Below are 12872 nucleotides of genomic sequence, written 5' to 3'. Positions count from 1 at the left end.
CTGAGGGAGAAGGTGGCCGGTACGGCCGGATGAGGGGGAAAAACGGGGCTTCGTCGAGCGCCTTGGCACTCGAACACCCCTCATCCACCCCTTCGGGGCACCTTCTCCCGCAAGGGGAGAAGGGAAGCCGGCTCGCGCCCCGTCCGAACTCCTAAGATTGTACCCCATCTTTCGCCCGATTTGACCTGGGTGAGCTGAACCGGCACAATGAGGCTCGACCGAAGCACGTCGAAAAAGGAAGCGAGCGACTCATGGACCAGGGCCATATCCGGATCGGCGTCATCGGCTGCGGAGGCTTCGGCCTTTACGCACTCCAGCAATTCGTCCAGATTCCGGGCGTTCGCCTGACGGCCATGGCCGGGACGAGTCGCGAAGCCTCGCGAGCCGCGGCGCATCGGTTCGGCGTCCCCGACATCGAAGACGTCGACACGCTCGTCCATCGCGACGACGTCGACCTCGTCTACATCGCCACGCCGCCGTTCTTGCATCATCCCCAGGCGATGAAGGCGCTGCGGGCGGGCAAGCACGTGATCTGCGAGAAGCCGCTGGCGATGACCGTGGCGCAGGCCGACGAGATGCTGGCCGAAGCCCGTCGCGGCGATCGGCTGCTCACGGCCAACCTGATGCAGCGGTACAACCCGGTCAGCGACGCGGTAGGGCGGCTGATCTCTGAAAAGATCCTCGGCGAGCCGATCCACGCGTTCTTCGAGAACTACGCCTCCGACGAGAACCTCGGCCCCGACCACTGGTTCTGGGATCGCTCCAAGAGCGGCGGCATCTTCATCGAGCACGGCGTCCACTTCTTCGACCTGTTCGAAGGCTGGCTCGGTCGCGGCAAGGTCGTCGCCGCCCAGCGCGGAATCCGGCCGGGCTCGGCACCGCCGATCGAAGAACAGGTCCAGTGCACGATGCGGTACGCCAATGACGTGCTTGTCAACTACTACCACGGCTTCCACCAGCCGGGACGGATGGACCGCCAGGAGATGCGCCTGGTGTTCGAACGCGGCGACGTCACGCTGTTCGGCTGGATTCCCACGCTCGTGAAGGTCCACGCGGTCGCCGACGAGGCCCAGACGCGGGCCTTGTGCGATTTGTTCCCCGGTGCCCGGCTCGACTCGACGTCGACCTACGCCCCCAAGGACCGCGCGTGCTCGGCGCGGCACCAGACGCTCGACGTCTACCAGACACTCGAACTGACCTGGGGCGAGGGGGTCGTCAAATCCCACCGCTACGGCGAGCTGCTCCGCGCCGTCATGGCCGACCAGGTCGCCTGGATTCGCGACCGCTCGCATCCGAGGCGGATCACCGAGACCAACGGCCGCGACTCACTGGCCATCGCCTGCGAGGCCGACCGGCTCGCCCAGCTTTGAGCGACCTGGCTGGAGACGTTTCATGATCTTGCCGAGACATTTCGAGAAGCTGTTGCTGAAGCCGTCGGACCTGAAGCCCTCGCGCGACGATTTCGAGGTCGTCGGCGCGTTCAATCCGGGCGTCGTCCGGGCCGGTGACGAGGTGGTGATGCTGGTCCGCGTCGCCGAGCGCCCGCGCGAGGTCCGGCCCGGCTACACCCCCCTGCCCCATTGGGACGCCGACAAGGGCCTTACGGTCGACTGGACGCCGAACGACGAGCTGACGCCGATCGATCCTCGCGTCGTCGAGCGCAAGGCCGACGGCCTGGTCCGGCTGACGTTCACGTCGCACATCCAGGTCGTGCGCTGCGGCGGCGGCCGAGCGGTCCGCGAAAAGACCGGCGTCCGGTTCGCGCCGGCGGGCGAGATGGAGGAGTTCGGGGTCGAGGACCCTCGGATCACCGAGCTGGACGGGCGCTATTATTTCACGTACGTGGCGGTGTCGCGGCACGGGGCGGCGACGGCGTTGGCGTCGACGACCGACTTCGTGAACTTCGAACGGCACGGCGTGATCTTCTGCTCGGAGAACAAGGACGTCGTGTTATTCCCCGAGCGGATCGGCGGCGACTTCGTGGCGCTCCATCGTCCCAATCCGGCGACGCCGTTCTGCCGGCCCGAGATGTGGATCGCGCGGTCGCCCGACCTCCGGCACTGGGGGAGCCACGCCTGCCTGCACGGCGGCGGAGGCGCCTGGGAGACCGGCCGCGTCGGCGCGGGGACTCCGCCGGTGCGAGTCGACGGCGGCTGGCTCGAAATCTACCACGGCAACCGGAAGCCGACGAAGCCCGGCGAGGTCGGCGCCTACTCGACCGGCGTTCTGCTGCTCGATCCGACCGACCCCTCGCGCGTGATCGCCCGCACCCCCGATTCGATCTTCGAGCCCACCGCCGGCTTCGAGCGAACCGGCTTCGTCCCCGACGTCGTGTTCCCTACCGGGATCGTCGAGTCGCCCGACGGCTGGCTCGTCTACTACGGCGCCGCCGACTCGTGCTCGGCCGTCGTCGAGTTTCGGCGCGACGAGTTGCTGGCGACGCTCGTGGACGTCTGACGGTTCGAGCCCGCCGCATGGTTTGGAGGGGGGATGCTAGGGTTCCTCAGGATCTTCTGCCTCGTCGGGCTGCCAATCTTCGCGATTGCGGTCTGCTCCATCTGGAAGCCTGTCAGGGATCCAGAGCCCGCAAAATCCGTCGCCTTGCGAGTCGCCTGGACGATCGTCGCGCTGATGGCAAGCGTTTTTCTGGGCATGTCGCTGCTCTTCCCGCTCGCGGCCTGGCTCATCTGGAAGCCCACCGCGCGGCCGAAATCGGTCATGGACCGGGTGGCCTGGACCGTATTTGCCTTTGGAATATGCCTGATGGTGACGATGGCCCTATTCGCTCTGACCCAAGAGGGCGACGGCGACTGGCGATCGTGGGATAGGATTCGGCTTCATACGCGCGTCTTCCATCATCCCGGTCGCCGGGCCGCTCGTCGTATACTGGATCCAGGCGACGAGGAAGCGTACGCCGACTTTCCCCGACAAGAAGGTCCCGCCGAACGACGATTGGGACGATGCGGCTTGATCTTGAGGCCGCGTCGAGAGCTGGTGGTCAGGTCTTGACCATCGCGTTCAGGAGTTCGTCGACGGGGACGGTGGCGAAGGTGCTGGCGTAGTCGGACATGGCGTAGGGGATGATTAATTCGCCGTTATGGACCACCGCGCCGCAACTGTAGACGACGTTGGGGACGTAGCCTTCACGCTCGTTGGCGTTGGGTTCCAGGAGCGGTCTTTCGAGCCGGCCGATCACCCGCGAGGGGTCGTTGAGGTCGAGCAGGAAGGCGCCCATCGCGTACTTGCGCATCGGGCCGACGCCGTGGGTGAGGACGAGCCAGCCGGCCTCGGTCTCGATCGGCGAGCCGCAGTTGCCGAGCTGGACGAACTCCCACGAGTAGGTCGGCTTGGCGATCTGCTCCTTGGTGTACCAGAAGTGGAGCATGTCCGAGTACATCAGGAAGATGTTCTCGTTGTCCTGCCGCGAGATCATGGCGTAGAGGCCGTTGACCTTGCGGGGAACAGCGCCATGCCCTTGTTGCGGACCTCGGGGCCGTTGAGCGTGCTGGCCTTGAACCGCAGGAAGTCGTTGGTCTCGAGCAACTGCGGGAGCACGACCTTGCCATTATACGCAGTGTAGGTCGCATAGTAGCGGACCGTGAAGTCGTCTTCCTGAAATCGTACGAACCGGGCGTCCTCGATGCCGTTGGTCTCGGTCGGCGACGAGGGGAAGATGATTCGCTCCGAGACGCTCAGTTCGGGGCTGAAGGTGATCTCGTAATTCGCTCGGGCGAGCGTGAGCATGCCCTGCGCGAGCGGTTCCAGCTCGTGGTGGCGGGGACGGCTCTGGACGAGCGTGCGCGCGACGGCCGCTTCGATCTGTTCGTTGGTGAACTGGTCGTCGAGGGTGTCGAGGACCTGCTCGGCGAACGGGCCGTCGAGCCGCAGCTCGATCAGCTTGCGGAGGAACAAGACCTTGTCGTAAAGCGTGTTGGGCACGAGATTGGGCGCGGTGACGAGCCGGGTCGGCTCGTCCATCTGGATGTCGTTCTGGGCGTCGACCACCCCGCTACGGAAGGTGATCGACGAGATGTGCCCCTCGCCGGTGGCCCGAAGGCTGAGGATGAACCGCTTCGACCCCTCGGCGAGGTCCGACTGGTCGGGAGCCCAGACCATCGATGGATTGAACAAAGCGGCGGACTCAAGCGCGTATTCCTGGGTGAAGTACGACCCGATCAGGAGCTTGCGGTTCTCGCTTAGGGGGAGATCGGTGAGCATCAGCCGCTTGACCTTCTCGAACCGCTGGAGGAAGAACTGGCAGGACTTCAGGTGGCGGTCGCGAAACTCCTGCATCACGTCGTCGAGCAAGACGTTGACCTCGGCCTCGGAGAGGGCGCAGAGCCGTCCCAGAATCCGTTCGATTCGGTGGTCGTCGGCCGGTTCAAAGGGGCGGATCACGACCCGGCTGTTGTTGGGACGGAGGACGATGCCAGTCCGCTTGACGTTGGGCTGCGACGGACGTTTCAACACGCCGTTCCGGGCGGCGGCTTCGGTGCGCGCGTCGAGCGAATCCTGGGCGACCTGGGTCGCGGCGACTTCCATGCTAGTTGGCTCCGGGCAATCCGTTGTCGATGAGAGTGTGAGAATTTATGACGTCTGCACCTGGCGATGCGGAGCCAGGATGCTTTCCAGCAGCTTCATCTCGGCGAGCGAGAGCAAGAACGCGAGCGTCGATTCCGCGCCCTGGTTCTGGTTGATCCGGTCTTCCTGCAAGCCGTCGCAGCAGCCGCCGGACTTGGCGTCGTAGATTTCGAGGCCCAGGTCGTTGCCCCCCAGGAACCACTCGAAGGCGAGGCGGGCCTCGGCGAGCCACTTCGGGTCTTCGGTCGCCTGATAGGCTTCGAGGCTGGCCGAGATCATCGCGTGCGCTTCGACGGGCTGCTGGTCGAACTGGGCGCGGCCCTGCTCGCGGACGTAAAACCCGTTGCAGCCGATCGGCCGGAAATGACCGCTCGGGGACTTGTGATGCTGCACCAGCCATCCGAGCGCGTCGAGGCCGACGCGCGTGGCCTCGGGGTCGCCGCCGTTGCGGCCGCTGGCGATCAGGCCCTGCGCCAGCCGGGCGTTGTCATACGTCAGCCGATCCTCGAACCATCGCCAGTCGTCCGTCGCCGACGCCTCGAAGCGGTCGAGAAGCCGCTGCGTGAGGATGTCGCGGGCCTGGCTGGCGGGCCGGGCCCCGGCCAGCCGCTGGAGGTAATGGCTGATGCCCAGCAGCCCGAAGGCCCAGGCGCGCGGCGAGGTGGTTTCGAGCAGCGCGGGGAGCGCCAGGTCGAAGAGCTGCGAGGCCCAGAACTGGAGGTCGCGGCGCTTCGACCGGTGGACGCAGGCGCCCAGAACCCAGAGCGACCGCCCCTGGCTGTCGTCGGAGCCCACGTCTTCCAGCCATCGCCGGTCGAAGCCCATGAAATTGCGGAACCGGCCCTTCTGGGCGTCGAACGCGTAATTCAGGAACGCCGCGTAGGTCGAGGCCGTCTGCGCGATCTGCGGCGAACTTTGGCCCAGCTGTTCGAGCAGGATCGTCAGCAGGAACGCCCGGGCGTTGTCGTCGGTGCAGTAGCCCTCGGCGAAGTTGGGGATCGTCAGGGTCGCGTGCTGGAACATGCCGGCCGAATCGGTCATGCGGAGCAGGTGGTCGAGCCGCCAGCCGGGCAGGTCCATCGACTGCTCGGCCAGAGTCCGCACGGCGAGTGGCCGGATCGGCACGTCGAGCCGGCTCCGCCGGGCGCGATGGAACGAGTCGACGTACTGGTGGACCACGTGGCTCCAGATCATCTCCCGCCCGAGCATGTAGCCTTTCTTGCGCATGGCGTGGCGGCGGGAGTCGTCGCGCAGCAGCGACCGGATCTCGGTCGCCAGAGCGTTGGAATCGGCGAACGGCACGAGCACGCCGCGGCCCTCGGCCAACAATTCCTCGGCATGCCAGTACGGGGTCGAGACCACCGACTTGCCGCAGCCGAAGGCGTACGCCAGGGTTCCCGAGGTGATCTGCTCGGGGTTGAGGTAGGGCGTGATGTAGATGTCGGCCACGCCGATGAACTCGATCAGCTCGTTGATCTCGACGAACCGGTTGTAGAAGCTGACGTTCTTCTTGATCCCCAGGGTTTGCGCCAGCCGCTCCAGGCTGATCCGATACCGCTCCCCTTGCTCGCGGACGAGGCTCGGGTGGGTCGCCCCGAGCACGATGTAGACGAAGTTCGGGAACTCCTCGAGGATCGACGGCATCGCCCGCAGCATGTGCTCGATGCCCTTATTGGGCGAGAGCAGGCCGAACGTGAGCGCGACGTGCTTCCCCTCGACGCCGAACTGGTCCTTGTAAAAGGCCGGATCGACGAACGGCATGTCGGGGATGCCGTGGAGGATCAGATCGATCTTGGACTCGGGAACCTTCCAGATCTCTCGGAGGAATTTCCGCGCCCGCTCCGACATGACCACGACTCGCGACGACAGGTCGAGCACCTGGTCCATGACCCGGCGCTGGTCTTCGCTGGGGCGGTCGAGGACCGTGTGCAACGTCGTGACGATCGGCATCCGGAGATGGCGGAGGAGCCGGACGATATGGCTGCCGGCGGGGCCGCCGAAGATGCCGTACTCGTGCTGAAGGCAGACGACGTCGGCGTTGCTGAAGTTGAGGAAGTCGGCGGCGCGGAGGTACGAGTCGAGCTCCTGCTCCTCGATCTCGAAGCGGACCTCCGGCGGGTAGTCGTACCCTTCCGCAAGGTCGTTGACCGGGACGACGAAGCAGTCGGCGCCGGGGAACTGAGTGGCCGTCGAGGTGCAGAGGTCGTGCGTGAAGGTGGCGATCCCACACTTGCGCGGGAGATAGTCGCCGATGAACGCGATCTTCCTGACGTCAGAATTCTGGTTCATAAGCGGATCAAAGATCACCCTCTGCGGAGAGATTGGAAAAAAGCAAGAACGGTCGACCTTGGTCAACGACCGAGCGATCCCGCGCGTGACGGAGTGCAATGCCGTCGGCCGGCGCCCACGTTCAGGTTCGCGCTCTGGCCGATCCTGGCGGTGGGATAGTAGTTCCTCGCGATGGGGCGTTGTTGCGGTCTCGGCATGGGCGCGACCTGCGGCTCGCTCGAGTATCGGGTCGACGCGTCCGAAGGGTGCGACGAGTAGGGACGGAGCGGATCGTAGTTGGCGGCCGAGACGGCCGCGGTGGTTTCAAGCGATCCGGCACCCCGTTCGGGGGCCATGCCCGCGTGTCCCCGGGTGGTCGCCGTGCGGCTGTAATAGGGACCTCGCCGGGCCGCCTGGGCGCGGGCCTCGGCGGACGGCCCGAAAAGGGCCGCGAGAGCGACCAAGCTCAAGGCGCAGGCGATCCTCATGGGTCTCGACTCCCCTCGATGCGTCCTCAACTTCCGAATTTGAGCAAACCTCACCACACTATTCATAACGCGTCACGCGCGAGAATTCCAGGGGAGGCCGGGTTGCGTTCCCGCTTCGGACGCTCGGCGCGCGCACGCCCCCCGGCCGCTTTTCGCGCGCCGAGGGGCGTCTCGCCGGTGAGTGGTCGACGTCAGGCGGCCTTGCGACGCCGCGCCGCGCCGACGCCGAGATGCACCGAGAGCCCGGTGCCCGCGATCGCCAGCAAGGCGAACGACGACGGCTCGGGGACGACGGCGTTGAACGCCGCCTGGGCGATGACCTCGTGGACCACCGTCGTCGGGTGGACGGTGTCCCAGAACAGGTGGGCTTGGCCGTCGGCGGCCCCGCCGATCGAGCGGGGGTCCGCATCGGTGACGTTCGTGAGGCCGAAGGCGGCCGGGTCGGCGATGATCTTCCCGAACTCGCCGTTGACGTCCAGATAGGTGATGGAGACCCCGAGCGTCTGCGAGAGATTGGAGACCTCGGCCTGAAGCAGACCGTTGAAGGCCAAGGTCAGCCCGTCGAGGGCGTCACGCATCGGCTGCGGCAGCCCGTTCGTCGCGGGAAGCTCGCCCAGCAGCGGCAAATTCGGCACGAGGAAATGCGTCCCCCCGGCGCCGGCCAGCGCCGAGATCGCGCCGGCGATGTTGGCGACGACCACCGTGGGATCGGTCTGGCCGGCGTTCAAGAAGTCGTTCGCCCCCGCCCACACCGTGAGCAATTGGCTGGCGTTCGGGTTGTGCGAGGCGAGGAACGTGTCGACCTGGAGGCCGAGGTTCGGCGTCCCCATGAACGACAGGCCGGCACCCGATTCCGCGCCTCCCCAGGCGTAGTCGGTGCCCAGCGCGAGGCTGGGAGTCGGGGTCGCGACGCCCAGCTTTCCCGCCAGGAGCTGAATCCAGTTCGGCCCATTCGAATAGACCCCGGGATAGTACGGGGGGGAAGACGGATAGTTGATCGCGAGGTAAGTATTGCCGACGTCGGAGAGGCTGTCGCCGAACGCGACGATCTCCGTGATCCCCCCCGCGTGAGCGGAACCGCCCAGCCCGGTCGCGGCCAGGGCGGCCACAAGAATCATCGTCCGCCACGGCGTCCTTGAACGTGTGTTCTGAGTCATCGTCTCAACGGCTCCATCGTCGAAGTAGGGGAAGCGAGCCAGCGCGCCGGACTCGCTCTGCCCGTCGATCCCTTCGACGGCGGCGGTTCTCGGCTGTGGTCGCGAGGTCGATCATACGACCGTTTCGGGTCGATGCAATCATCCCTCCGCTTCACCAGGAACCAGGAAACTCCCAACCGGACGCGTTGATTTCGATTTTTTGGAGCCCTGATGTGAGGTTGGTTCTTCGCATCACATGATTGACAGGCGCAATCAGTGTTAAACATAATCCACTTCAGCTCATGGCGGACGCGGGGGATCGGCATACCTCATGGACGGCACGGCAGGCATGACTTGGAACACGGCCGTCGATTCCGCCGCCGGTGGATTGGCTTGCTGGATCGAGACGGCCCGCCGCGGCGACGCGGAGGCGCTGGGGAAAGCTCTCGAATCGTTCCGCGCCTACTTGCTCCTGGTCGCCAACGAAGAGCTGGACCCCGACCTGAGGACGAAGCTCGGCGGATCGGACCTGGTGCAGGAGACGTTCTTGCACGCCCAGCACGACCTTGGTTCGTTTCGAGGGAAGACGGACTTGGAATGGCGGCTCTGGCTGCGTGGCATCCTGATTCATCGTCTGGCCAACCACCGCCGCCATTACCGGGCGACGGTCAAGCGCCGGCTGGAGCGCGAGGTCGCGCTTGCGGAGACGCCCGAACGCGAGTGGCCGGCGGAGAGTCCGTCGCCCAGCACCTCGATGGCGACCCGAGAGCTTGAAGAGGCGATTCTGGAGGCGGTCGCTCGGCTGCCCGAGCATCATCGCGAGGTCGTCCTCTGGCATCACCGCGAGCACCTGCCGTTCGACGAGATCGGGCGAAGGCTCGGCGTCTCGACCGAGGCCGCGCGCAAGCACTGGGAGCGGGCGCTCAAGGGCCTGCGCCGGGAGTTGAGAGGCTCACATGTCCTCCCTTGACCCCTCGGGGCTTCGATCGTCGGAATCATTGCCGGAGGACTCGGTTCCGGGCGAAGAGAAGCTCTCGGAGATCGTCGAGGACGACGTGTCGTCGTCGGAATTCCGCGACCTTCAGGCGTGTCTCGGCCTCCTCGACCACGTCTGGCCCCGTTTGAATCCGGCTCCGGATCGAGATGGAGGGACCGACCAGTTCGGGCGGTTCCGGATTCTCAGCGAGCTGGGCCGCGGCGGGTTCGGGATCGTCTTTCTGGCCGAAGATCCGATCCTCGGTCGCAAGGTCGCGCTCAAGGTGCCCCGGGTCGAGGTCTTGTCGCACGGCGAGTCGTGGGCGCGGTTCTTGCGCGAGGCGAAGGCGGCGTCGCGACTCGATCATCCCAATCTGGTCCCCTTGCTGGAGACCGGCGAGATCGGTCCGATCCGTTACATCGCCTCGGTTTACGTGGAAGGCCCCAGTCTCGACGTCTGGCTGGCGCGGCGGGGGGAGCCGGTCCACCCCCGGTTCGCGGCCCGGCTGGTGATGGTCCTGGCCCGGGCGATCGACCACGTCCACCAGCGCGGAATCCTCCACCTCGACCTCAAGCCGGGCAACGTGCTGCTTCAGGACGCCGATCGCGACGGCGAGGCACCCGCCGAAGCCGACCTGTCGGGCCGGACGTCGCTCCCCTTCGTTCCCCGGATCTGCGACTTCGGCCTGTCCCGCCTGCTCGACGCCGAGGGGGACGACTCGCGCACGGTGGTCGCCGCGGGATCGCCCTCGTACATGGCGCCCGAGCAGGCGGAGGGGAGGAGAGAGGGGATCAGCCGGGCGACCGACGTCTACGGCCTGGGGGCGATCCTCTATGAGTTGCTCGCGGGACGGCCTCCGTTTCGGGGCAAGAGCAGCCTGGACACGATCCGCAAGGTCGTGACCGAAGACCCGCAGCCGCCGCGTCGCTTGCGCCCGAACGTCCCGCGCGACCTGGAAACGATCTGCCTCGAAAGTCTGGCGAAGCAGCCGCTTCGCCGCTACGCAAGCGCCGGGGCGCTGGCCGACGACCTCGAAGGCTTCCTCGAGAACCGCCCCATCCAGGCGCGACCGGCCTCGATCTGGGACCGCGCCTGGAAATGGAGCCAGCGGCGGCCGGCGGCGGCCGCGTTCATCGTGCTGGCGGCCGTGGGCCTCGCTTTGGGCTTCGCGGGGCTGAATCGCTACAACGCGGCCCTCTCGGCAAAGAACCTGGAGCTTGGCGAGGCCCTGGTCCTGGCGCGAAGCAACGAGCAAGAGGCGATCGCCCAGAAGCGGCTGGCGGACGACCGTGAACGTCAGACCCGTCGCCACATGGCGACCTCTCAAGTCCGCCAGGCGCAACAGGCGGTCGACGCCGAGCAACTGGAGTTGGCTGATCGGCTGCTCGACGCCTCCGCGCTCGAACTGGGACCCCCTGGCGCGCGCGGGTTCGCCTGGGATTACTTGAGCCGGCGCGTGGGTGACGAGCTTCAGGTGTTGAAGGGCCATCAGGCTTCGGTCGAGTTCCTGGCCGCTTCCCCGGACGGCCGCACCCTCGCCTCGGGCGACGACCCGGGAGAGATCAGGTTGTGGGACCTGAGCGCGGGGACTTGCCGCGTACTCGCGTCCGGACTCGGCGGCCGCGTGATCGGCCTCGCCTTCAGCCCCGACGGCCGAACCTTGGCTTCGAGCCGTCGGGGCTTCACGGGCCGCGTCGCGCTCTGGGACGTCGCGACCGGGAAACTCAAACGGCGACTCGCCGGCGCTCGCGGGACCTGCCATCGCATCTGGTTCTCGGTTGACGGTTCCACGTTGTCCGCCATCCAGGAGGCGCCCCTTAACGACCCGAGACGGCGGTTGTGCTGGGACGTCGAGACGGGAGACTCCCGGCCGGTCGCGGCCGACGCGGCGCGGGTGGGACTCCGCCTCAAGGCCGTCGTCGACCTGCTCGAGGCCAGGCCGGCCGCGACCGTAGCGACCCCCGACGAATCGGGCTTCGAGACGACCGGTCGTGGGGAACCGGGGCTCGCGTTCACGTCGGACGGTCGATTCGCCGTCCTCGGCCTCGACGACGGAACATTCGAAGTCGTGGCCGCGCGCGAAAATCTGCGGATCGCGATCGGCAGGATGGAACGAGGTCGAGTCCGAGAGGTCCTCTTTTTCCTATCGAAGAATCCCGATGTTGATCGGGCCGTGGACCGCATTCTCGAAGTGCTCGAGCCGGTCAAGGCGAGCCTGGGGCTCGACGTCGAGCGGACGGCAGCGATGAGCCCCCTCAACCACGACGCCGTCTACGCTCCCGGAGCAGGGCAACTGGCCCGCTGGGGAAGTTTACGACCGAGCGCATTCCTGATCGATTCCGCCGGCAAGCGCGAGCGCGCGGCGTACCACTTCGGCCTCCCCGTCCCGGTCACGGCCATGACGTACCTGCTCGACGGCGCAACGCTCGCCTTCGGGGCCGTCGACCGCCGGATCAGGCTCTGGCGGTGGAACCGGCCGGTCGAGCCGCCGTCGCTCGTCGGGCACGCCCCGAAGGAAGCGTGGTCGGTCGCCTACAGCCCCGACGGCCGCATCCTGGCGACCTCGGGCGACGACCACGAGATCCGCCTCTGGGACCCCGACTCGGGCGTTCCGCGCGGGACGCTTCGGGGGCACCGGTCCCTGGTCGGTACGATCGCCTGGGCTCCCGACGGCGAAACCCTGGCCTCGGGCGGCCACGACAAGACCGTGCGGCTCTGGGACGTCCGCGGGAGAAGGGGGCGGACCATTTTGAGTGGGCACACCGGGTTCGTCCGCGCCGTGGCGTTCAGCCCCGACGGCCGCATCTTGGCCTCCGCCGGCGATGATCGAACCATCCGACTCTGGAACCCGCGAACTGGCTTGTCCATCGCCGTTCTTTCCGGTCACGGAGACGCCGTCTGGCCGCTGGCGTTCAGTCCGAACGGCGGGACGATGGCCTCGGCGTCGCTCGACGGACGCATCGATTTTTGGGACGTCGCCACATTGCGGAGCCGGGGCTTCGCCGCCGGACCGTCGGTGATCGGGATGGCGTTCAGCCCCGACGGCGCGACGCTCGCGGCGGCATACGTCAGCGAGCCGACCCAATTGTGGGACGTCGCCTCGGGAAAGCCCCGAGCGACCTTGCTGGGCCATCACAGCGACGTCAACTCGATCGCATTCTCACCCGACGGCCGTTCGCTGGCGACCGGCGGCATCGATCGGTCTGTTCGAATTTGGGACTGCGTCGAAGGCGTCGAGATGCTCAGCCTCGTCGGCCACGAAGCGCGCGTCAACGGCGTGGCGTTCAGCCCCGACGGCCGCACGCTCGCTTCGGTCGATCACGTCGGAGCGATCCGGTTCTGGCGTGCGTCGCGGCCCTGACCCCGGCCCCCGGTCCCGGGAAAAGGCTCGCATCGCGCGGCTTGATCGATGACAATACGGCC

At 66.9% G+C, this 12872-nt stretch carries 8 protein-coding genes and 1 pseudogene; 5 read left to right on the top strand and 4 right to left on the bottom strand.

Annotation, left to right across the window (positions count from 1 at the left end; all coding sequences use genetic code 11):
* The first annotated feature begins 251 nt into the window (after positions 1–251).
* Genes BSF38_RS26445 through BSF38_RS26435 form a run of 3 tightly spaced genes read left to right on the top strand, consistent with a single transcriptional unit; the run spans position 252 to position 3009 of the window.
* The gene (locus tag BSF38_RS26445) at positions 252–1370 is read left to right on the top strand and encodes a Gfo/Idh/MocA family protein (RefSeq protein ID WP_076350039.1); all 1119 of its coding nucleotides are present in this window, start codon (positions 252–254) and stop codon (positions 1368–1370) included.
* 22 nt (positions 1371–1392) lie between these two features.
* The gene (locus tag BSF38_RS26440; protein ID WP_076350038.1) at positions 1393–2457 is read left to right on the top strand and encodes a glycoside hydrolase family 130 protein; all 1065 of its coding nucleotides are present in this window, start codon (positions 1393–1395) and stop codon (positions 2455–2457) included.
* Positions 2458–2490: 33 nt separating this feature from the next.
* Positions 2491–3009 (top strand): hypothetical protein, encoded by a 519-nt coding sequence (locus tag BSF38_RS26435; RefSeq protein ID WP_076350037.1) that lies wholly within the window; start codon positions 2491–2493, stop codon positions 3007–3009.
* Here the strand turns inward: BSF38_RS26435 and BSF38_RS26430 are convergent.
* The 4 genes and pseudogenes from BSF38_RS26430 to BSF38_RS26415 all read right to left on the bottom strand — a co-directional run bounded on the left by BSF38_RS26430 (position 2999) and on the right by BSF38_RS26415 (position 8494).
* Positions 2999–4467: pseudogene (locus BSF38_RS26430) on the bottom strand (glycoside hydrolase family 130 protein). The gene BSF38_RS26435 and the pseudogene BSF38_RS26430 sit on opposite strands and share 11 nt — an antisense overlap.
* A gap of 120 nt (positions 4468–4587) precedes the next feature.
* On the bottom strand, positions 4588–6870 hold the full coding sequence (locus BSF38_RS26425; protein ID WP_076350036.1) for a glycosyltransferase family 4 protein: 2283 nt from the start codon (positions 6868–6870) through the stop codon (positions 4588–4590).
* Positions 6871–6932: 62 nt separating this feature from the next.
* Positions 6933–7337 (bottom strand): hypothetical protein, encoded by a 405-nt coding sequence (locus BSF38_RS26420; protein WP_076350035.1) that lies wholly within the window; start codon positions 7335–7337, stop codon positions 6933–6935.
* A 191-nt stretch (positions 7338–7528) separates the two neighbouring features.
* On the bottom strand, positions 7529–8494 hold the full coding sequence (locus tag BSF38_RS26415; RefSeq protein WP_083713553.1) for an SGNH/GDSL hydrolase family protein: 966 nt from the start codon (positions 8492–8494) through the stop codon (positions 7529–7531).
* Between the two features lie 310 nt (positions 8495–8804).
* Between BSF38_RS26415 and BSF38_RS26410 the strand changes: the two genes are divergently transcribed.
* Together BSF38_RS26410 and BSF38_RS26405 are read left to right on the top strand one after the other, a co-directional pair.
* Complete coding sequence (locus BSF38_RS26410; RefSeq protein WP_083713550.1) at positions 8805–9443, top strand: sigma-70 family RNA polymerase sigma factor; 639 nt, start codon at positions 8805–8807, stop codon at positions 9441–9443.
* Positions 9430–12810 (top strand): WD40 repeat domain-containing serine/threonine protein kinase, encoded by a 3381-nt coding sequence (locus BSF38_RS26405; RefSeq protein ID WP_083713547.1) that lies wholly within the window; start codon positions 9430–9432, stop codon positions 12808–12810. The genes BSF38_RS26410 and BSF38_RS26405 overlap by 14 nt, the downstream gene beginning before the upstream one ends.
* Positions 12811–12872 lie beyond the last annotated feature (62 nt).

Origin of the sequence: Paludisphaera borealis (genome assembly GCF_001956985.1) — a bacterium.
In the GTDB taxonomy this organism is placed as follows: domain Bacteria; phylum Planctomycetota; class Planctomycetia; order Isosphaerales; family Isosphaeraceae; genus Paludisphaera; species Paludisphaera borealis.
The sequence above is the reverse complement of the archived record's forward strand: the minus strand, read 5'-3'. Positions and strand labels throughout refer to the sequence as shown.